We start from the raw sequence: 21425 nt of genomic DNA, 5'->3' as shown, positions 1-21425 counted from the left end.
CACCTTACCAAACGATCGCCATCTCCAGCACAAATCCCGGTAAGACCTGCTCACCTGAGAGGGAAGCCGGATTTTCTAATGTTTCTACCTCTTGATCCTGACGATAAATCTCAACCCGGCGAGACTGGCGATCGATTAGCCAGCCCAACCTTACGCCGCTCTCCCGATACTCGCGCATTTTGGCTTGCAGATCCGATAGAGCATCGCTGGGCGACATCAGCTCTAGGACAAAATCGGGGGCGATCGGCGGAAACTTTTCTTTCTGCTCGGCGGTCAGCGCGTCCCAACGATCTTGGCGTACCCAGGCAATATCAGGCGATCGCGTTCCTCCACCTGGCAGCTTAAACCCTGTCGAAGAGTCAAAGAGTTTGCCTAACTTAGCTTGCCGATTCCAATTGCCAAAGTCTACTGAAGCTTCGAGGTTACGATTGCCTGTTTCACCGCCTGTAGGTGACATGATGAGTAAATCTCCTCGGCTGTTGCGTTCAAACTTGATCTCTGGATTGGTACGGCACAGTTCATAAAACTGGTCGTCCTGCATATCCAGAACTCTTCGTAGGTCAACAGTATAGACGGTCATAGGGCTTGCGGCTTAGGGCTTGTGGTTTAGAGCTTGTGGCTTAGAGCAAACGGAGAATCAGCATAGCCCCATGATAGCGCCAGTCAATTCAGGGAAAAGCCCATTTGCTGCAAGCCCTGCCGCAGCCGATCGCCCTCTAGAGAATTCTGCTGGTCATGCAGCGCGATCGCCTTCTCAAATGCCTCCAAACCTTCTGGCACACGCCCCAACTTCAGCAGCACCACGCCCAAATTTTGGTAGGCTTCGGCATAGCTGGGGTTGAGAATAATTGCCTGCTGATAATGGGCAATCGCTTCTACCATTTGACCCAGCGCCTTCAGGTTCATACCTAAGTTGTAGTGACCTGCGGCAAAAGCAGGATCAATCGCCAGCGCCTTCTCAAACAGCGCTTTTGCGCCCGCTAAGTCTCCTTTGGCTTGCAGCAAGCTACCAAGATTGTTGTATGCCCCTAGCTTTAGGGATTCCAGGAGGGGTTGCGCGATCGCCAGATGGTAATGCCGCTCTGCTTGAGGATAGTTCTGCAATCGGCTCTGGGCAATGCCCAGGTGATAATGCAGTTCGTAGCGTACGGGCGGATTTGAGGGCAATTTCAAGCCGCGTTGCAGCAGTTCAACCCCTCGCGCCCAGTCATCCATCTGCACGTAAAGCGCCCCTAGCTTGCTGCACACATAGGCATCGTCAGGATGATCAGCAAAGAAACCCTCCATGGTGGTGCGAGCTTTCTCTAGCTTATTGTGGCTGGCGATCGCCCCTGGCTCATAGCCGTAGTGCAAAATTGCTACGTCGGAACAGTTGATCACCTGCCAGTGCGGTTCCTGCGTCATGAGCTGCGCCACGCTGTCGTCCACCATGGCGTGATAGGGGCGAGAAAACCGGATTGCCGGATGGTTGCGAAACAGGCGAGAGACGAGGGAATAGGGCGATTGGGTTGCGCCAATTTCATGCCGGATCAGATTAACGACGATCGCCTGCTCCTGCTGGATTACCTGTCTCAATGTTGAGATGATTTCTGGAGCTAAAACCTCATCGGCATCCAAGACTAAGATCCAGTCGCCTGTGATATATTGCAGCGCCTCGTTGCGGGCATCTGAGAAACTGTTGTTCCAGGGAAAATGGTAGACCTGTGCGCCGAAGGAGCGGGCGATCGCCACGGTCGCATCGGTGGAGCCAGTGTCCAACACGATCAGTTCATCCACGGCATCTTTGACGCTCTCTAAACAGCGCGGCAGATTTTCTGCCTCGTTTTTGACGATCATGCAGAAGCTAAGTTTCATTGCCCTGTAGCTATGAGGTTCCATCGATCGTAGCAGGCATACTCCAGCAAACTTCACTGAAGCTTAATGGAATTAGAAGCAAGTTTGCCGGAAACAGAGGAGTAATTGCCAGAATAGTAGGATGGTGTGTGGGGCTAATCAGCTGCAAGTTGAGTGTAGAGATTTTTAAGCAGTTTAACCCTATGGCTAAAACAATTCCGACCCTGTCTATTCCTCTACTGTTGGCAACGCTGTCGGCAACGCTGTTGGGTATCGCCTGGGCACCTGCTCAGGCATCTCCCGTGCCCCCTAGCTTGAGAGAATCGGCGATCGCCTCCAACTCGGCAAGTCTCTCCTCTGAAATATTGCAGCAAAGCTGGACAGCCTACAAACAGCGTTTCATTCAAGCCGACGGGCGCGTGATTGATTGGGAAAGCAAGGCGCGCTCTACCTCCGAAGGGCAAGCCTACGCCATGCTCAGAGCCGTTTTGGCGAACGATCCAGACACCTTTTCCCAAACGCTTCAATGGGCAGAAAACAACTTGAAGCGGACGGATAGCGGCGATTCGCTGTGGTCATGGCAATGGGGGCAAAGCGATCAGGGCGAATGGAAGGTTTTAGACCGCAACTTTGCGACCGATGCTGACGTGGATGCCGCAACGGCACTCATTTTGGCAGCGCGGCGCTGGAATCGACCTGACTATCTGACACTGGCACAAACCAAAATCAAAGATGTGTGGCAGCTAGGGACGATCGCTCTTCCTGATTCCCGTTCCGGCCATACATCCCGCTACTTATTACCTGGGCCACTCAGCGCATTTCAGCCGCAGCCCAACCAGATCTATTTCAACCCGTCCTATTTCGCGCCCTACGCGTTTCGGCTCTTTGCTCAAGTGGATTTAGAGCGAGACTGGCTAGGCATGGTAGACAGCAGCTATCGGGCGTTGGAAGAGTCTAGCGGCGTGTCGCTTGTGGGATTGCCCAGCGATTGGGTAGCGCTAAACACCGATACAGGCAGATTTGGCGCTGTGCCTACTACCAGCCATTTGCGCAGTATGTATAGCTTTGATGCCTGCCGCGTCTGGTGGCGAATGTCGCTAGATGCCGCCTGGTTTAACGAACCAAGAGCTAAAGCCTATCTCCAAAAGCATTTGCAGCCTTTGGCAGAAATGTGGCGATCGCGTCAATCCATTCCCGCCCGCATCACGCTGTTGGGCACCCCGATCGCCAGTTACGAAACGACTAGCCAGTACGCCATGCTCTACCCGGCATTTCAAATCGTTGATCCAGCGATCGCTGAGCAGATTCGTCAGCAAAAGCTGCTGCCTACCTATAAGGACGGCATTTGGGACAATGACTCCGCCTACTATGTACAAAATCTTGCCTGGTTTGGTCTGTTTCCCGCCACTGAAGTGGCGGCAAGCTGGCTTCGGTAGCCGCTTTGTCAATCTAACCGCCTAACCGCCACAGCCACAGTCTGCTTCTGGCGGCACAGTGGTGATGGACACAGACAGCCTGTAGGAGTTAGCGGCAGCAGCACGGCTCTGAAGCTTGACGTAGTAAGTGCCTGGGCGGAGGCGACGATAGGCTGAAAGCGTTTCTTCTCGCGGCGCAATGTTGCCTGCCTGCGGCTTTCTTTGGGAAATGTAGAAGCTGCCGTTTTCATTCAGGACAGCTTTGTAGATCGGATTTGACGATCGATTCAAAAAAGCAAGCTTGACGTTGCTGACGGCATCGATCGTGAAGCTATAAAAATCTGAGTCGCTACGGCTAACGCTGTCTCGGACAGTACGCGTACCGGGGAACGTTCCTAAAGCAGTGGCTGTAGCCTTAGTATTCCCAGCTGTGTCCAGACTTGCTCGTCCCTGACTGCGATAGCTGTAGGAATGCCCAAAAGTATCTGCTGGCGCTAAACGAGCCGAAGATTGATTTTGCAGCTGATTTTGCGCAGAGGATGCAAATTTCTGAGGTGTAAGTTTCAATGTGCCAGTGTCCTTAGTGAAGCGTCTTTTGAGAATACTACGATCGAGGGACGATCGAGGTTGGATGACTCTCAGCTTAGAATTCCCGCTAAGCCGACAAAATCAAGCCATAACATGGGTTATGGCCCTACGTAATTGAGTTAGGACAAGTTATTTTTTGAGAGCCTCGCGGAGCGAGGCTCTCAAAAAATAACTCATTTGGATCTAAGCGCGTAGCGCTATAACTATTCATACTTGCGATCGTTGATCCATAAATTCGTGAGAATTGCATTACCGCTACTGTCTACTTTGATATCTACCTTCAAGTTCTGCTGCGTCTGATTTTGGGTTTGATTTTGGGTCTGATTTTGGGTTTGGATTTGCGCCTGACGGATGTTGTCATTGATCTGCTCTCGCTGATCTTCAGGCATGTAGTAAGTTTCTAGCCCGTAGGCAATACGCCAGCCATTATATTCTCCTTTGAGAGCAACTTGGTTAGAGGGGAGATTGGTGGGGCGATCGCCACTGATTTTCACGGGTTTCCAAGCTGGAGGCGAGGCTACATTTGGCTTGTCAGGTGTTTCTGAAACAGGTGCTTCTGAAACAGGTGCTTCCAAGACAATATAGAAGTTGGCATTTTGCCCCTGAGGCTGTTGGCTAAACCAGGTTCCGCCCGGAAGCTTGCTGAGGGAAGCCAGATCGGAAATGTTGTAGCTTAGCGTTTGAGAATAGCCGCGCAGCAAATCATAGGGATCGACTGGAACCGTTTGCAGAGTCACCGTTTTGCCAGAGACATAGGTGTAGGTGTTCTGAACTGGAGCTGCCAAAATCAGAACGGCTTGTAGGGCAAGGGGAACCCACAAGCGCCAGCCAGGAAGCCTATGAGCGGGAGCTAAGGCAATGTCCGGTGCGGCATCGGGTTGAGCGGTTGGGATTAGCGCTTTAGGATTGAGGGCATCCGGGTTTAGCGTTTCGGGGAATACCTCAGAGTTGGGCTGGGGCGCTTCGGGTGGTATGGAAGCCATAGGATTTCCTTTTGAGAGGGTATGTTTGAGAGGGTATAGATGAGTTAAGAAGCTTAGTGTGGCGATCGAGTCACAATCTTGCGCTCAAACCACAGCCCTGACAGGATGACGCCTACGCCACAGAGGGCAAACGCAACGGATTTGAGGAGGAGTCCGGTGTCATACTCCAACATACGGCTGAGAATGCCCAGTACTAGCAGCGACATACCCACCCAAAAAGACTGGCGATCGCTCAATGCCAGCCCGTCTCGAATCAGCCCGATCGCCAGCAAAAACAGCAAAATATTGAAAATTAAGATGGCAACGGGGGCAATGGGGTGAACCTCAAAATGCAGGATAAAGACTCCAGCCATCAGCCCTAATATGGCGGCTATGATGCCGCTATTGAGAAACTTTTCCTGAAAGCGCGATCGCCGTTTTTCCTGCAATAACTCCAGCCATCCCAGCCCTGCGACAAGGCTGAAGAGCAGCGCATCTACCATGGGCTGCCAGTTGAGCGCAGACCTCGCCGCATTGGATACTCCCATGAAGTCTTGCCAGCCTCCCCGAAAGGAGAAGAGGTAGAGGCTAAAGCTGAGAGAGGCGATCGCGAGTTTACGGGCAATGGGCGAAAAGGAGTCAGGCTGGAAAGTGGGCGGGAGGGAACGGGGCGATCGCGTCAAGCGCCACCTAGACGGATAGCTCCAGAGCAGTGCTGAAGGCAGGGTAAAGGCGATCGTCATGAGCCAGCCAGAAGCGGATGCACCCCATGAAATTAGGGGCATGAAATTGAGAACTAAAGCAGTGGCAATCAGCAGGGCGCTCAAGCCAAACAAAACGCGCGATCGGCTCCAGTGGGCAAGGGGGATAAAGATAAGGGCGATCGCTAAGGGCATATGCATGACCAGAAGCTGCAATGGAAAAGAAGCTTGTCCGCTTGTCCAATCTAGCCAGCCTAGCCAATAGCCTAAGCCAATCAAAATCAAAGAGAGGATGCCGAGAGAGACTAATCTCAGCCCATGTGCCATCATGGCTACGCCTAGCCCCCAGACCAGCAGCAATTCATAAAAATCGCCGCTCTCATGAAACATTTGAGACATGAGGGCAAGATTGGCTCCCAAGATCAAAGCCCCCAGCAGCAGCAAGCCATGCCCTAGCTTTTGGTAGCCCGGTTTTTGGTAGCCCGGTTTTTGAGAGGCTGATTTCTGGGAAATCCCAGGAGTGGGCGATCGCCATAGATAAAATCCGGCAGCATTGACGCCCACAAATAAACTCAGCAGCAGCGTCACCCTAAAGCCCCGCGACCAGGCTTGCCAATTGGCGGCAACAAAGGTGATAACCGCCAAACCAAGCAAAATTCCCCCCAAGCCCATGAGAATAGTGACGAAGCGGTTGCTAGCATCTTTTTCTAGGGTCTGAAGCTGATAGCGTTCTGATAGCCGATCATAGAGGGCGGCATCAATTAGCCCTTCTGACCACCATTTTTCGGACTCTTGGCGGAGCTGACGACGAAACTTTTCTGTCACCATTACTTTGTTCCTGTTTTTTGTCACCCGTGAGCGATTTTGGGTATTGCTGAATCTGGGGATGATTTTTTTTGAAAAGGGCGCGGAGCGCCCTTTTCAAAAAAAATCATCTACAAAACTAGCAACGCCCAATTTTGAATAGCTCTAAAGTATGACCAATGGGGAGATATTATAGACCTTAAGATATTCAAGTTCTCGCAGGTTAAAGTTAAGTTGAGGGACAGTTCGTTGACCTGGTACTGTTGGGTGCTGCCCGTAGCTACTCAAATGCTGCTGCGATCGCCCTTAAACCTCCCATCAATCCGCAAAATTCTCGATATTCCTTGAGTTACTATCATCAGCAACCTAACGTTTTTTCAGTTTCCCAGCTCAGCAAATTACGAGATAAAATTCTGCACTGTCCGTATTTTGTGACGAATAACCTCAATCGAGACTTTATCGGCACAAAGGGCTTCTCGGTGGTGTTTCGGCGATCGCATATCTCTGAAGTGGAGCGGCAGTTTCCCTTCTTCAAGCGCTATTTAGACGTGGCGCTTCAGCCAGACTGCAATGCGTTTTATTTGAATCCGTTGCAGCTGCGAGAAGGTTCCCAAGTGTATCCCCATATCGATCGCTCTTTGCGTTCCTATTGCAAGACGATCGAACCGCCCGATGTGGTCAGCGTTCTGTACATTCAGGTGCCCGAAGGAATGCGCGGGGGAGATCTGGTGTTACGCGATCATCGGCGACAGGTCGGACAGATTCAGCCCCAGGCAAATTCGCTGCTGCAATTTCAGGGCAATCTGACGCATTCAGTCACTCCTGTCGAGACGGTTGGCTTTCGGCTGAGTCTGGTCTGCGAACAGTACAATCTGGTGGAAACTGAGCTGGAAGAAATTCCAGAATTTACGGTGGAATCTAGAGCCACAAAGGTAAAGCTGAAGCTTTGAGGGTTTTGGTGAATCAGGCATGATTTTTTTGAGAGGGTCGTCCCCTCAAAAATTCATGCATAAAGCCAGAAACGCCGCTTTGAGCAAGCAGCCATCGCTTCCTCGGATCACCCTCGACGCACACGCGTGATCACTGTCCAACCTTCCGCCTCGCCGAGAGACTTAACTGCCCTTAAATTCAGTTGAGTTAATGCCGATTTATCCAGAAGCAGGTAGGGGTGGGGCGATCGCCGCCAAATTCGCTTAAGCCGCTGTGGGTCAGCCAGATGGATGGGGCGATCGCTGTAGAAATTTAAAGAGGGGCGGTTGTAAGGATAGGAGGTGTAGACCTTCTCCCCCACAGGCACTTGCTGAATCAGAGCGGCTACAGGCTTGACAGGATATGCCTCTGCCAATTCCCAAACCCAGTGCCCCGAAGCCACGAATAGCAGCAGCGAAACATAGGTTCCCCAGATCAGCACAGGCAAAAATTGAGAATCCCGCTGAGTCAGCAGAACGGCAGTTGCGCTCAAGGTCAGGGCGATCGCCCCAAACACAATCTGCACATCCGCTTGCGCCCTAAAACCAAAATAGATTACTCCAACCCAACCCACGAGCGCCAAGCAGGTAAACAGCCATACCCAAACGCGGCTGTAGAGCGGGGCAGGAAATTGTTTCACGCCAATATGCTTACCCTGCTGCCACAGCTCCGAGACGGCTGCCCCCTGAATCAGCGCCAGAGCCGGGTAGAGTGGCAGAACATACCAGGGCAGCTTAGTTGCCATCAGTGAAATGGCGACCAGATAGAGGCCACCCCAGACGATCGCCAGTTTTGCCCAGCTCAAGCTGCGGTTTTCCCACGCTAACTTGCACCCCATTGGCAAAAACAAGATCCAGGGCGCGTCATGTTTCAAAACCTCCAGCAGATAGAACCAGGGTGCGCCACCATGCTGTTCCACATCTGTCCAGATTCGCTGCAACGACTGATTAACCAGATTGTTGCCCCAAAAAGCTTGCCCATAGTGCAGCCACTGCGCTCCGTACCACAGCGCCACAGGGATATTGCCCAAAAGCAGCCCCAGCCAAAGAACAGGCAGCTTCAGCAGACGCGGCGTATCCCAGGCAAGAAACAGCAGCGCGATCGCCCCCAGCAAGACTCCCATCATGACGCCTTTGGTCAGGCAAATTAGCCCCAGACTCACGCCCATCAGCAGCGTGTAGCGGCTGTCCCGACGCGATCGCAGTGTTCCCAGCAGCAGCAGCGTCAGAAAACAGAGGGTTGCCCCATCTAGCATGGCAAGCCGACCGTTGCGAATAACAGGCAGCGAAGTCAGATAAATCAGGGCTGCGAAAACGGCTGCACGTCGCTGAAAAATCTCGCGCCCAATGCCATACAGCAGGGGCACTGAAATTGCCGTCAGCAGCGCTCCTGGCAAGCGCGCACTCCATTCGCTCACGCCCAAGAGCCTATAGAAAATCGCCACCATGCCATGTACCAAGGGCGGCTTATTCAGATAGGGTTCACCCCATAGCGTCGGATAGAGCCAGGTTTGCCATCCGTCAATCTCGCGAGCAACCTGCGCTACCAAACCCTCATCCCAGTCACGCAGCGCCAATCCGCCTAGATTTAGCGTAAAAAGAGCGATCGCCAGGACGCCTAAGCCCAGACTCCAGGCTCGGTCAATTTGGCGATCGCTCCATTGGCTCCATAGAATCCTTTGTAAAGGCATGAAGTAAAGGCATGAAATTCCAGATCAGAACTTCCCCGAACTAGGACTCTCGACGTAGTGCCGACTCCACCTGACCAAATTCTTGATCCAGGCGCTTCTTCAGTTTTTCGGGGACAGGACGATTGGGGTAGGAGGTATAGTGACCCGCCAGAGAGTTCAGCGCAGTTCGCATCGTCGTGAAGGAGTTGAGCTTGCTCAAGGCTCCATCTTTGCGATAGCGAGAGAAAAAGTCGTTGATTTGACTCTTAGCTTGCTCTTGGGCTGCTCCTCTTTCGGGTGCGTCTTTGGACAGCGCCAGAGAGGTTTTGAGGGTCTGAATTAGCCCCAAGGTGTCTTGGCGGTAGTCCCCTGTCAACCCAGTTGACGATGCGTTAGAGCAACCCATTAAACCGACTACCAACACTAAAGTCAGAGCTAAAAAGCGAGACAAAAATCTTTTCATAAAACCTCTTTCACAAAGCCTAGTCTTTGATACAGCAACCGCTAAGGCGGTTAGGACGGGGACATATGGGTGGGGCGTTTCGCGCCCCACCTATATGTCCTGAGCAAACTGGCGACAGCCATAACATCTGATGAGAACGCGCGGCAACTTTCTCTCATCACAGCTGGCAGAAAGCAAACGTTCTTGGCTATTTTATCGTGATTGGGGTACGGAAGGGCGATCGCCTCTTACCCTTCCGCTTGCGCCTGCCGCTTCCGCTCACTCAGCTTCAGCAAGATCTCTGCATGAACTTCGCGAGTGATGGGATAAAAATACGCCAGGATCAGACCCACGATCAGCGCAACAGTGGGTAAAGGCCCGATCGCCAGTCGGATGGCCAGCATAGCGCTTTCGGGCTGCACAGGGTTAGGCTGGCTAGCGCTACTCTCCACAAATCCTGCCAGGTTTAGCGTTTGCCCAATTACAAACAGACCGATCGCCAATCCAATTTTTTGCAGCAGCACCATAAAGCCATAGAAAACGCCTTCTCGTCGTTGTCCGGTATTCAGCTCATCTAGCTCAATTACATCTGGAATCATTGACCAGGGAATTAGGTAGGCGGTAGATACGCCAACGCCCGCCATGACTGCCAGCGGATACATCAGTGCCGACTGGTCAGGTCTTAGAAAAAACAGACCCGCCTGAGCAATAATCCATAGCACCATACCCATCGCGTAAACGGCTTTCTTGCCGAGTCTGGCGCTGACGGCACTCCAGACAAACAGCATCAGTAGCGCAGTGCCCTGCACGGCCAGCGCCACCAGCGTGAAAGTGCCTGAAGATAGACCCAGCCAATTCACCACAAAGTAGGGCAGAATAGCAGCCGTAATTTGCACCCCCAGCCAGGAGCAAAGGTAAATGCCGATCACGTACAGAAAAGGGCGATTGCTGAACGCAATTCGCAGCTGTTCTTTGTAGGGCAACGACTCAGAGCTTTCTATGGGGGCGATCGATTGCGCCATCCTACGGCTTCGTGCCCGCGTTCCAAACACGCACCAGTAAAGGGGTATCGTGGAGAGTAAGGCACAGATGGCACCCAGCCACAGGTATTGCTGCTGAGGGTCAGCAACCGTTTGAAAGATAACTTGTGCCAAAATCAGCGAGAAAATGCTGCCGCCGATCGAGAAGGCAAACCGAAAGCTGTTGAGGCTGGTGCGCTCGTTGTAGTCTTGGGTTAGCTCTGGGGTTAATGCCGTGTAGGGCAGGTTGACCATCGTGTAGAAACTGTTGAACAAGATGCCCACAATCACGTAGTACCAGAACAATCCCCACTGGTTGCTGGATGCATTTCCGCCAAAATTTGGCACAATCCACTGAAGGAAGTAGGTTAACCCAAAGGGAATTGCCCCCCACAGCATCCAAGGGTAGCGTCTGCCCCACTTTGCCGAATGGGTGCGATCGCTCAACATACCGATAATTGGGTCGTTAATCGCGTCCCAAACTTTACCGATTAGCAGAATGCTACCCGCTAGCCCTGCATTTAGCCCTGCTACGCTAGTGAAGAAAAACAATAGAAAAAATGCTAGGACATTTGCAGTAATAGCAGGACCCAAATCTCCAGCTCCGTAGGCAAGCTTAGTGCTGAGAGTCATCGGATCGGGCGGGGTCGGAGCCGAAGCAGGGTTCATAGTAGCGACACATACAACAAACTCATTAAAACACTAGCGCCACCTTTCAGCAGCGCCAATGTCTCAATAAAACCTTTGATGTATTGCTACTTAATAAAGTAGCCCGCACTAAGGTGCCGATTACGGAAGTGGATTAATTTCCTTCGCCATTTTCAGGAAGTCCTCTGGATTACCTGTTGGCTCAGCCGATTGGGGTTGGACAGGCTGAGACTCAGTCAATTCAAACTTGTTTTCGGTAGCGACAGCAGCAGCTTCTGCACCCGCATCCGTTTTATCAACTTCAGCGACTGAAAACTCTTTAGACAGCTCGTAATCTGCGTCTAAGTCTACTTTGAGCTTCTTCGTTTCACCCTTACTAATATCCTCTTTCAACTGCTCAGCATCAAAGTTAGTAGAGGTATCTAGATCTGCCATTGTGTCTCCTTCATCGCTTTTTAACGCTTACATTTAATCAGGTTCCACTTTACAGAAGATGCTTCAAAGCTTCGCCCCTCTTGAGGCAGATTTAGAGTCTCTTTCCTTAGAGTGATTGCGTTACCTCAAACCAAGCCAAACAATGGAGGCGAAAGCTTTAAATCATCGGGAAAAACAAATGTCTTCAGATAGCAACACTCAACTTTTTTCAGAAGCAACACATGATGTTTTCAAGACCTATTCGAGCTTAGATACAGATGCCAAACTGGCTTTGCTCTACTATGTTTATGAAAAGATGGGCAAGTCAATTACTCCAGCCGCACCCGCCGCAGCTGACCCTGAGCTTGCGCCTCTGCTGCTGGGAGACTTTTTTAAGCTGTCGGGTGAAGATCAGCTTGCCATCATGCGCGAGGTCGTGAATGGTGAAGATACTGAGTATTCTCAAGCCTATGGCGCTTTGGCTCCCAATAATCAGCTGCTAGTTTGGTATGCTTGGGCGCAGGGCATGGGCAAAACTGTGATTGATATGCCAGGAAATTATCAACCCGTAAAATCGATCGCTGACTCCCTCGCTCAGATCGAGAAATTGGAATTTCAAGAGCAAATCTCTCTGCTGAGGCAAATTGCAACTGAGATGGGACATAGCAATGTTCAACCCATTCCAACTCAAGCCGAGACAGGTAAAACCTCCAGCTTGTAGGGCAAAAGTCGAGTCCATGATGCGTTGTAGGGTTAAAAACAACGTTAGGCAATCGTAGGGCAACTCTAGCAAATATTGGTAGCGCTCCAGCATCTTTTGCTTGCCTTAACCTGTCCGTCAATTCTATGTCAAGTGGCGATTGGGTTTGCCCAGTCTTACAGCGCCACGCGCTTAGATTCAATGAGTGATTTTTGGAGAGTCGCGCGGAGCGCGGCTCTCCAAAAATCACTCGTCGTAACTGCAAGTACGCGGTGCCGTAAAAGGATGTTGAGGAGTGTTAACAAGGCGTCCGTTTAGGTGCCAAGCATCACTAGGATTTGCCTTGCAGAGAACGTAGTAGGACAATACTTCAGCAAGATTCTCTGTAGGGCGAACCTTGCTGAAGCAAAAGAGAGGGGTATCATCTTTTCAAGGATGCCCCTCTCTTTTCTGTTTCCATTAAGCTACAGCTCCATTTACTCCAGAATTCACTGTGATCCTTCTACCTGCCCTGCTCACTCCCGTATTTCAACTTCTGCTGGTTGAAGCCAGCCCGATTTTAGGTGATGTATGGATTGATTTAAGCGCCTTGGTGCTGATGCTCGCGATGTCCGCCCTGTTTTCGGGATCAGAAACCGCTATTACGGCATTAGACAATCTGAAGCTGAGAGCCTTGATTAAAGAGCAGGGCAATCCTAGCGGAATTTTCTCTTTAGTGCTAAAAAATCGAGCTAGGTTTATTACGACGCTGCTGATCGGCAACAATCTGGCTAATAATTTTTCAGCCATCCTGACCAGCAACCTGTTTGCAATTTGGTTTGGCAGCAACGAATCGATTTTGGCGGCAACGCTGGTGGTGACAGTACTGGTGCTGATTTTTGGCGAAATTACGCCTAAATCTCTCGCCATTAATAACGTCATGCCTATTTTTAAAGCAGTAGTACGACCCATTTACTGGTTGTCGAAAGTGCTGTCTTGGCTGGGGATTACCTATTTGCTAGAGGCGATCGCTCAAGTCGCCATTGGGGCCTTTGGCCATTCCACTCAGCAGGGAGAATCTGTGAATGACCTTCAGCTCATGATTGATATTTTGGGCGGTAAAGGACAGCTTGATCTAGACAAGCGACAGTTGCTCAACAAAGCGCTGATGCTCGATCGCCTGACGGCATATGACGTGGTTAAACCCAGAGTAGACATGCGCACTATTTCCCAAGAGGCGACGCTGCAAAACTTGGTGGATTTGTGTCTAGAGACTGGCTATTCTCGAATTCCCGTCCAGGAAGAATCTAAAGATGAAATCATTGGAATTGTACATCTCAAGCGAGCGCTTCAGGCGCTTCAAACCATGCGAGGAGAAGGACGAGAGAACGTTCCAGTAACTGTGGCAATGGATGCGCCTGTATTTGTCCCTGAGGTCAAGCGGGTCACTGACCTATTGAAGGAAATGCTGCAACAGCGGCTGCACCTGGCGATCGTTGTGGATGAATATGGCGGCACAGTAGGGCTACTCACCCTAGAAGACATCCTAGAAGAGTTGGTTGGAGAAATCTATGACGAGAGTGATTTTCCCTCACGTAGCCATCATCGCAATCTGAATGCGCCTAGAGGTCAGCATCGCCTTAACTAAACGTAGGAACTCAACATCCTGCTTCTCAAAAAGTTATGGAGAAATATTGGGGGTTTTGCTTACCATCCTTAGCTTAGCTATGCTACGATAAATAGCTGTGGAACAAACGGGTCGATGCCCGAGTGGTTAATGGGGGCGGACTGTAAATCCGCTGGCTACGCCTACGCTGGTTCAAATCCAGCTCGGCCCATCCACATTTAGGCTGCGAGTTTTACTGATTGTGTCTTAGGTAAGTTAAAATTGCTTTGGATGTAAGAGGTATAAGCTCAAGGCTGCTTTTTGCCCGTGTGGCTCAGTGGTAGAGCACACCCTTGGTAAGGGTGAGGTCATGAGTTCAATCCTCATCACGGGCTTAAGTTGAAAAGTAGTTCTAGTAAAGGCTTCAGCGGTTTCCCGTTGAGGCTTTTTTAGTAGTACATTCTGAGTAGCCTATGACAACCTAAGACAGGTTTACCCTATCCATACCCTTAAAATTGGTATCTCAATTGGTATCTAGGTAAAAGGGTATGGGAAAAAAATCACAGCATGGGACGGTTGCCATTAGCCCATATAAGGATCGGCTGAGGCTGCGGTGGAGTTACCAAGGCAATCGATATTGTCTATCACTTGAGTTGCCTGACACTCAGGTAAATCGCGTTGTAGCTAGGGGGAAGGCTTCAATTATTGAAGGCGATCTGGTCACTGGTAACTTTGACAAAACGCTGACAAAGTATCGTCCTCAGCAGCAACAAGCATCATCAAACCTTTCGATCGCTGAACTGCTAAGGCGGTTCACAGAATATAAGCGGCGAAACCTGTATGCTCGATCGCTGGACAAGTTCAAGGCATTGCACAAGCCAATCACTGAGTTTTTCAGTGGAAAATCTGCTGCATCTATCGATGAGGAATCAGCAGATAATTTCAGGATTTTCCTTGCTCAGAGGCTATCGCCAGCAACGCAGCGCGAACGCCTCACAACGCTGAGCGCTTGCTGGAAATGGGGACTTAAACAAAAGCTAGTCACCCAGAATCCCTGGACAGAATCGCTCAAACGGGTGAAAGTTCCTCCATCACAGAAGCCCAAACCATTCACGAGTCAGGAGATACAAGCAATTTTGACCGAGTTTAGGGGCGATCGCTACTATGCTCATTACGCTGATTTTGTTGAATTTCTACTCTCTACGGGCTGTCGGATTGGGGAAGCCATCGCGCTACGTTGGGGGCATTTAGAAGATGACTGCTCTAAGGTCTGGATTGGTGAAAGTATTTCCCGTGGTGGCATCCGTAAGACAACCAAAACGAATCGAGCGAGACGCTTTCGATTAACGCCACGGCTGCGACAGATGCTTCTTGATCGGTGCCCTGTCAACTGCCTCGCTGACGCGCTAGTATTTCCGGCTCCTAAAGGCGGAGTGATTGATGACCACAGATTTTGCAACCGAGCATGGCAGAAAATCATTGCTAAAGCAGGCGTTAAGCATCGGCATCCCTACAACTGCCGTCACACCTTCATAAGCCACGCATTAGCCAGGGGAATTGCCCCAATGACGATCGCAGAGATGGTAGGGCATGATCCAGAGGTGTTGTTCAAGCACTATGCCGCTGATATTCAAGGCGGATTGCAACTGCCCGATATTTTAGATGACCCCATGTAAAAGGTTACTTTGGTTACTCCGGTTACTCGAAGTCTGAAAGTCGCTATATGGGTGCATCTTTCAAGTATCTCTCTCTCTTTTATTTAAAGAAAATAGGTTACTTAGGTTACTTGAGATGAGGGAGACAGTTAAGACCCCACTCAATATCACCTCTCTCTCTTGTTAAACATAAAGCGCCAGCTTTAGAGCAATTGTTCTTTGCTAAACTGTTCATACGCAGGGCTTTTCTGCAACCAATCGCGCAGCCGTCCAAGTGACTGCTATTCGTAAAACATTAGTAGCTAATTGCGGTTCACTCTCAAGTATTGATGCCATACCATGTTTAGTCTTCATTGTTTTACGAATAGATGAGAACCTCAAAAGCTTCCCAGGCTGCTGAACGAGAAGCGATCGCCTCCCGCATTGTCGAGATCCGAGGATCAGGGGATGTGCTGCAAGGCTGCCGCCTAGACATGAAGTATCCAGGGGGAACAGCCAGTAGAGCTGCAAAAGTGACCCGCAAGTATGCCCAACTGTCGTCTGGTCGTGGGAATCTGCTGCCCAACGGGAGGAAAAGTCAGTACGTGGCGCTGGATGATATTCCCAAAATGCAGATGGCGATCGTCCGTGGCAATGAAATCACTCGGCTCTCAAAACGTCTGCGGCAGCTAGAGGCGATCGGCGGATAGCGCTATTATGACTGCTGATGTAAGCTACTGAGATCTCAACGCTCGATCAGTTACGAGAGACAAAAACGCGCCATTTGAGCAAATAGTGCAAGGAAAGAGTAGGGTTCGGGCTATTGCCAATAGCTCAGCGAGTTTCTGGTCAACCTGCATCGTAAGTTCAGCATCAAGCAATTTGCTCAAATAAGGGCAGGTGGAACGGGCAGCTTCGAGGATATATTCTGATGAATAAATGTTGAACCTCTCGATGATGAAATTAGGAATAAATTATACACCGACATAACTAAAGGCAGCCCAGTGGAAGGGATGGGCAAAGTAGTTGGGGGCAAGTAGTATGAGGGATTGAAAAATGTCAGGGTGAGTACCCTGAAAGTATTTTGCTTTTTGCTGACTCGTGGTATCTCGCATCCATAGTTGCGCCTGACGCAGAGCATCTGCTGCTTCCCAACCTTCTTTTCGCCAGAGGTCGTAAAAGCGCACCAGCAGCAGCATGGTACTCAGGTCAGACACTGACCAAAGGGAGGCGACGACTCCAGCAACTCCAGCTTGGAGCAATCCTGTGGGCAGGCTGATCGCTTCGTCGGCGTTCTCTGTGCCAGCGAGTCCGGTTTCACAAGCGGAGAGGATAGCGAGGCGGATGCCGCCCTGTTCACTCAGCTTGAGGTCGAGGAGATCGCGCAGGGTGAGGAGTCCATCGCTCATGGCAAGTCCACTCGTGAGGGGTTCGTCTAAATTAGCGATGCCGTGGCAGGAGAGATGGAGGATGTTGCAATCGGGCAAGGCTGTCAGGACAGATTCGATCGCCGCTTCCTCATGCTTTAGAACTTTGTGCTGGGGGAAGGTGGCAATAGCAGCATTCACCTCACGGCTGGAGTTGGGCAGATCTTTGAGGGGATTGTCGATCGCCAAAATTGAATCGGCTCTAGTTCGCTGAGCAATATCCTTTGCTGCATTAATGGATTGAGCATTCGGGGCATAGGTGAAGTGAATCTCGTCTAGGGCGTAGCGTTTGCCATGAGGACGAGTTACATCTTTTGTCCAGGCGGCATGGAGCGGCAGTAAGCTGAGATATCCGGTGGGGATGAGAGTGACTTGCTGAAACGAGTGCTGTTTGAGGTAATCGATCAGCGGTGCCATCAACGGTTGCCAGAGTTGACGGGTGACTTGATCGATCGCATCATACCAACTTTGGCGATCGGTTCGGGATTGATCATAGGCGCTGAACCAAGCAGTAAGGACTTCTCCTAAACTGGTTTGAGTGAGATCATCCAGCCAAAGATCCACAATGCCAGTTTGAGTAACGATGAGGGCGAGGCTTCCGGTTGGAGTCGGCACAAGATACACCAGGGGAATGCCTGGGCGAATAGCTTGCTGAATATCATCAAAGCTAGGTTGAGCCAGAAAGTCTGCATAGCCCTCTACTTGGCGGATCTGTTCAATGGTCTGCGTCAGAGTTTGGCGCAGTCGCAAAGCTTCAGTGCGGAAGGCTTCTGGGGTGAGGTTATGGCGCTCTTCTGAGGTCATCCGCAGTCGCTGTTGGGTTTCCAGGTTGCGGAGCTGTTGAGTAATGTCTTGATATTGGGTGAAGAGAGCGGGATGCGTTTGCTGAAGTTGGCTGAGATTAGATCGATCGCGATCGAGGGTTTCGCTGAGGCTACGGGCACGACCTTGCTCCAGGGTGAGGGCAGCATCTTGCAGGTCGCCACTGCGAGCCAAAGCATAGGCAGCCTGACGGGGCAAATCTGCGGTTTCTGCCAGTTCAGCCGCTTTACCATCCAACAGGGTGGCGCTTTGGTAGAGGATTTCGGCGGCTTGGAGTGCTTTTTGGTAGATGGGGATGGCTTCTGCCCAACGGTTTTGCTCAGAGTAGAGGTTGCTCAAGCTGCGAGCTGTCATGCGACAGTTATCAGGCAATAATTCAGGATCATAAATTTCCAAGCTGGACTGATAGGCGGCAATCGCCCGCTCGATGTTCTCAGCCCGATTGCCTCGAATACGATTCTGGTAGGCGCTTGCCAGGTTATGCATGGTTTGTGCCCAATCGAGGGGCATCGCTGGCCGCGTCCTCACCGTCAAGGCTTGCTGATAGGCGACAATCGCTTGCTCGATGTTTTCAGCCCGATCGCCTCGAATGCGGTTGGAGTAGGCGTTTGCCAGGTTATGCATGGTTTGTGCCCAATCGAGGGGCATCGCCTGCTGCGTCCTCACCGTCAAAGCTTGCTCATAGGCGGCAATGGCTTGCTCGATGTTTTCAGCCCGATCGCCTCGAATGCGGTTGGAGTAGGCGTTTGCCAGGTTTATTATGGTTGTGGCCCAATTGACAGGCATCGCTTGCTGCGTCCTCACCGTCAAGGCGTGCTGGCAGGCATCAATCGCTTGCTCAATGTTTTCAGCCCGGTCGCCTCGGATACGGTTGGAGTAGGCGACTGCCAGGTTCATCATGGTTGTGGCCCAATTGACAGGCATCGCTTGCTGCGTCATCACCGTCAAGGCGTGCTGGTAGGCATCAATGGCTTGCTCAATGTTTTCAGCCCGGTCGCCTCGGATGCGGGAATAGTAAGTAGTTGCCAGGTTCATCATGGTGAGTGCCCACCCGAGGGGCATCGCTTGCTGCGTCATCACCGTTAAGGCTTGCTGGTAGGTAGCAATGGCTTGCTCGATATTTTCGGCCCGGTCGCCTCGGATACGGTTGGAGTAGGCGTTTGCCAGGTTCATCATAGTGGCTGCCCAATCGAGGGGCATCGCTTGCTGCGTCCTCACCGTTAAGGCTTGCTGGCAGGCATCAATCGCTTGCTCGATGTTTTCAGCCCGATCGCCTCGGATACGGTTGGAGTAGGCGTTTGCCAGGTTACTCAGGGTTTGTGCCCAATCGAGGGGCATCGCTTGCTGCGTCATCACCGTCAAGGCGTGCTGGTAGGTAGCAATGGCTTGCTCGATGTTCTCTGCCCGGTCGCCTCGGATGCGGTCAGAGTAGGCGACTGCCAGGTTTATCATGGTTATGGCCCAATCGACGGGCATCGCTTGCTGCGTCCTCACCGTCAAGGCGTGCTGGTAGGCGACAATGCCCAATTCTAGGTTGAGCCAGCGCTTCCCCAAGGGAAATTGCTGAATCAGATTGCCAAAGTTCATGAGAACAGCCGCCACAAACTGCTGTTGCTCAGGGTTGCCTGCCAGCAATGCTGCTGCAATCTGGGGCAAGGTTTGCAAAAGCGTTTCATTCAACTGATCCTGGTGCTGTGCCAAAAAGGGATAAACCTGCTGAGCATTGCCCTGGCTGTCTACCACAAGCTGCAAGACTGCTAGTAGAAATGGGTCTGCATTCTCTAGATTCCCTTCAGTCTGAGTGCTGGTGTCTCCGAGTGCTGTTGCCAACCGTTGGGCAAACTGCCGCAACCATTCTGCCTTAGAGTTGCCCTGCTGCTCTAGCCGATCGGCATATTGCTGCATCACCCCCAGCAATCCCGCATCGACTAGCTCCGTCTGTTGACGCAAAATCGTGCTCTCCTCGCCATCTGCACAGCTCAGGATCTGCTCAATTAGCGCCACATACGCCTGAATTCGCTGCTCATCCATCACCTGCTCTCCTCAATGGGGCACAGCTCATAATTACATGGACGTTCCAGCTCATTTCGGGGAATTCAGAAAACCTTCCAAATCCAAACGGTGCAGAGCTTCGCTCGTTTTGCGTCGTTCAAACGGTCGTCTTCTCCACAAACTGCTCCACATCACTCAAGCGAAAATCTAGCGCTTTTTCAGCATGGAGCGATCGCCCCCAACAGCAGCAGCCAAGCGCTCCCCATCAGCAAAATGGGTCATCCCCAAAACCGCTCTCATCCATCATCAGCCCCCCTTCTCAGACCCCGCAGCATCCCGCCTCAACACAAAAAAGAAAGGTTGGGGCACTCCCTTAAAGTCCATCAAACCCAACACAGTATTGTCATCTACCCTTCTAAAAATGTCACAAATGGGCAAACGATCGTAAATCATCGTTGCACTCACCTTCTGCCGATACTCCATCATCCGCACCCGAGCCTGACTGGCCTCGGTCTTCAATAGCCAAGTCATAGAGCGGAAAACAGGTTTCATCGCCCGCTGCTTAAGACCCGGCATCAGGCCCGACAGATACAGCCCCAGATTCATCACCAGTGGATTAGGGGAAACCTTAAATACCTGATTATTACCATCCAAAAACAACAAAGGGTGAACTCGATCGGCATCAATAAATTCCTTCCCATACCAACCCGTCACCTCCAAAAGGTGATTCAGCAGGTGATCAGTCTGCACTTCAAATCCCCGCCAGCGACCCATCATAAATTCCAGGTTCACAGGCTCCAACCCATCAAAAAGCTCCAAGGCTTCCTCTGTTGAGGTTTCGCCCCCTTGCAGCATGATGTTGAACTTTTCCAAAGTGCTCATCACGGCTTCATTCCTCTAACCCACTCAAGAGCTGCCCCGCTGTCAGGCTAAACGCTTCAGCAAAGGCGGGCGCAGGAATCCGATCGCCCCATCCTTCGCCCCATCCTTCAAACACCGCCAAAGTGCGATCGGCAAAATAGACAAAGACCAATTTCTCCTCTGGGTCAAACGGCTCAAGCTCACTCAAGCGAATTTTAGATTGTGAGTCTATCCTAGAGGATGAAAGCATTTTAATTCTGTCTTGAGCCATGTCAATTGATGTGGCTTTTCTATTGCCCTAACGCCACTGACTACAAACCTCCCGCATGGCTTGCACCATTTGCTGCAAGGCTGCCTTACCTGCTAGAGCGGTAATTAGGGGTTCCATCTCTACCAGGACTGGCATCAATTCTGAGCGCTTGAGGCGTGACAGGATATGCAGAGTGTTACACCAACAATCAATATCCGATGAAACAAGGTGCAGCCTGGGTAGAAATCCTGCGAATGCGGTTGCTTGATAGTAACTATCCTGAATCTGGCGGGTCATCTCTAAGGCTTCGCTCAGCAGTGATTCTGGCAGATGGGGCACCAACTCACGCAACGCACTCGATCGGGAAAACTCATCCTGAATCTGGCGGGTCATCTCTAAGGCTTCGCTCGCTAGCTCTGGCAGATGGGGCACCAACGCACGCAACGCACTCGATCGGTAAAACTCAGACTGAATCTGGCGGGTCACTTCCAAGGCTTCGCTCGCCAGCTCTGGCAGATGGGGCACCAACGCACTCAACACAATCGATCGGGAAGACTCATCCTGAATCTGGCGGGTCATCTCTAAGGCTTCGCTCGCTAGCTCTGGCAGATGGGGCACCAACGCAATCAACGCAATCGATCGGGAAGACTCATCCTGAATCTGGCGGGTCATCTCTAAGGCTTCGCTCGC

Annotated in this window: 18 protein-coding genes, 2 tRNA genes and 1 pseudogene; 8 read left to right on the top strand and 13 right to left on the bottom strand. The window is 51.3% G+C overall.

Annotated features, from left to right (window positions below; genetic code table 11):
* Positions 1-4 precede the first annotated feature (4 nt).
* On the bottom strand, positions 5-580 hold the full coding sequence (locus AC5JMP_RS18135; RefSeq protein ID WP_495852887.1) for a Uma2 family endonuclease: 576 nt from the start codon (positions 578-580) through the stop codon (positions 5-7).
* An 83-nt stretch (positions 581-663) separates the two neighbouring features.
* Entirely contained in the window at positions 664-1854 is a 1191-nt protein-coding gene (locus AC5JMP_RS18130; RefSeq protein WP_495852886.1) for a glycosyltransferase, read from the bottom strand.
* Positions 1855-2036: 182 nt separating this feature from the next.
* Between AC5JMP_RS18130 and AC5JMP_RS18125 the strand changes: the two genes are divergently transcribed.
* Positions 2037-3269 carry a family 8 glycosyl hydrolase gene (locus tag AC5JMP_RS18125; RefSeq protein WP_495852885.1) on the top strand — a complete coding sequence of 411 codons (1233 nt, stop codon included), beginning with the start codon at positions 2037-2039 and terminating at the stop codon, positions 3267-3269.
* Positions 3270-3290: 21 nt separating this feature from the next.
* Here the strand turns inward: AC5JMP_RS18125 and AC5JMP_RS18120 are convergent, their stop codons facing one another.
* From AC5JMP_RS18120 to AC5JMP_RS18110, 3 genes are all read right to left on the bottom strand, one after another.
* On the bottom strand, positions 3291-3815 hold the full coding sequence (locus tag AC5JMP_RS18120; protein WP_495852884.1) for a hypothetical protein: 525 nt from the start codon (positions 3813-3815) through the stop codon (positions 3291-3293).
* Positions 3816-4039: 224 nt separating this feature from the next.
* Positions 4040-4819, bottom strand: a complete 780-nt coding sequence (locus AC5JMP_RS18115) for a GDYXXLXY domain-containing protein (protein WP_495852883.1) — start codon at positions 4817-4819, stop codon at positions 4040-4042.
* 53 nt (positions 4820-4872) lie between these two features.
* Positions 4873-6327 (bottom strand): DUF2157 domain-containing protein, encoded by a 1455-nt coding sequence (locus AC5JMP_RS18110; RefSeq protein WP_495852882.1) that lies wholly within the window; start codon positions 6325-6327, stop codon positions 4873-4875.
* A 320-nt stretch (positions 6328-6647) separates the two neighbouring features.
* Between AC5JMP_RS18110 and AC5JMP_RS18105 the strand changes: the two genes are divergently transcribed.
* Positions 6648-7253, top strand: coding sequence for a 2OG-Fe(II) oxygenase (locus AC5JMP_RS18105; RefSeq protein WP_495852895.1), 606 nt, complete (start codon positions 6648-6650; stop codon positions 7251-7253).
* A gap of 107 nt (positions 7254-7360) precedes the next feature.
* Here the strand turns inward: AC5JMP_RS18105 and AC5JMP_RS18100 are convergent, their stop codons facing one another.
* From AC5JMP_RS18100 to AC5JMP_RS18085, 4 genes are all read right to left on the bottom strand, one after another.
* On the bottom strand, positions 7361-8962 hold the full coding sequence (locus AC5JMP_RS18100; protein ID WP_495852881.1) for an ArnT family glycosyltransferase: 1602 nt from the start codon (positions 8960-8962) through the stop codon (positions 7361-7363).
* A 40-nt stretch (positions 8963-9002) separates the two neighbouring features.
* On the bottom strand, positions 9003-9404 hold the full coding sequence (psb27, locus tag AC5JMP_RS18095) for a photosystem II protein Psb27 (RefSeq protein WP_495852880.1): 402 nt from the start codon (positions 9402-9404) through the stop codon (positions 9003-9005).
* A gap of 227 nt (positions 9405-9631) precedes the next feature.
* Positions 9632-11071, bottom strand: a complete 1440-nt coding sequence (locus tag AC5JMP_RS18090; RefSeq protein WP_495852879.1) for an MFS transporter — start codon at positions 11069-11071, stop codon at positions 9632-9634.
* A 120-nt stretch (positions 11072-11191) separates the two neighbouring features.
* Positions 11192-11485 carry a hypothetical protein gene (locus tag AC5JMP_RS18085; RefSeq protein WP_495852878.1) on the bottom strand — a complete coding sequence of 98 codons (294 nt, stop codon included), beginning with the start codon at positions 11483-11485 and terminating at the stop codon, positions 11192-11194.
* Between the two features lie 178 nt (positions 11486-11663).
* On the opposite strand from AC5JMP_RS18085, the gene AC5JMP_RS18080 reads away from it, so the two are divergent.
* The 6 genes from AC5JMP_RS18080 (at position 11664) to AC5JMP_RS18055 (ending at position 16093) form a co-directional block, all read left to right on the top strand.
* Positions 11664-12185, top strand: coding sequence for an orange carotenoid protein N-terminal domain-containing protein (locus AC5JMP_RS18080; RefSeq protein ID WP_495852877.1), 522 nt, complete (start codon positions 11664-11666; stop codon positions 12183-12185).
* A gap of 472 nt (positions 12186-12657) precedes the next feature.
* Positions 12658-13791 (top strand): hemolysin family protein, encoded by a 1134-nt coding sequence (locus tag AC5JMP_RS18075; RefSeq protein ID WP_495852876.1) that lies wholly within the window; start codon positions 12658-12660, stop codon positions 13789-13791.
* 108 nt (positions 13792-13899) lie between these two features.
* Positions 13900-13981: transfer RNA gene (locus AC5JMP_RS18070), tRNA-Tyr, on the top strand.
* Positions 13982-14072: 91 nt separating this feature from the next.
* Positions 14073-14144 (top strand) — tRNA-Thr (locus AC5JMP_RS18065).
* Positions 14145-14297: 153 nt separating this feature from the next.
* Positions 14298-15425 carry a tyrosine-type recombinase/integrase gene (locus AC5JMP_RS18060; protein WP_495852875.1) on the top strand — a complete coding sequence of 376 codons (1128 nt, stop codon included), beginning with the start codon at positions 14298-14300 and terminating at the stop codon, positions 15423-15425.
* Positions 15426-15772: 347 nt separating this feature from the next.
* On the top strand, positions 15773-16093 hold the full coding sequence (locus tag AC5JMP_RS18055; protein WP_495852874.1) for a hypothetical protein: 321 nt from the start codon (positions 15773-15775) through the stop codon (positions 16091-16093).
* Between the two features lie 264 nt (positions 16094-16357).
* Here AC5JMP_RS18055 and AC5JMP_RS18050 read toward each other — a convergent pair whose 3' ends face one another.
* From AC5JMP_RS18050 to AC5JMP_RS18035, 4 genes and pseudogenes are all read right to left on the bottom strand, one after another.
* Positions 16358-19663 carry a CHAT domain-containing tetratricopeptide repeat protein gene (locus AC5JMP_RS18050; protein WP_495852873.1) on the bottom strand — a complete coding sequence of 1102 codons (3306 nt, stop codon included), beginning with the start codon at positions 19661-19663 and terminating at the stop codon, positions 16358-16360.
* Between the two features lie 267 nt (positions 19664-19930).
* Positions 19931-20506 (bottom strand): DUF4334 domain-containing protein, encoded by a 576-nt coding sequence (locus AC5JMP_RS18045; protein ID WP_495852894.1) that lies wholly within the window; start codon positions 20504-20506, stop codon positions 19931-19933.
* A 7-nt stretch (positions 20507-20513) separates the two neighbouring features.
* Entirely contained in the window at positions 20514-20693 is a 180-nt protein-coding gene (locus AC5JMP_RS18040; protein ID WP_495852872.1) for a hypothetical protein, read from the bottom strand.
* Positions 20694-20783: 90 nt separating this feature from the next.
* Positions 20784-21425, bottom strand: a pseudogene (locus tag AC5JMP_RS18035) (apoptotic protease-activating factor); the annotation flags it as partial.

This window comes from Drouetiella sp., assembly GCF_059504425.1.
Note: the sequence above shows the minus strand (reverse complement) of the source record. Positions and strands in the feature narration are given on the sequence as shown.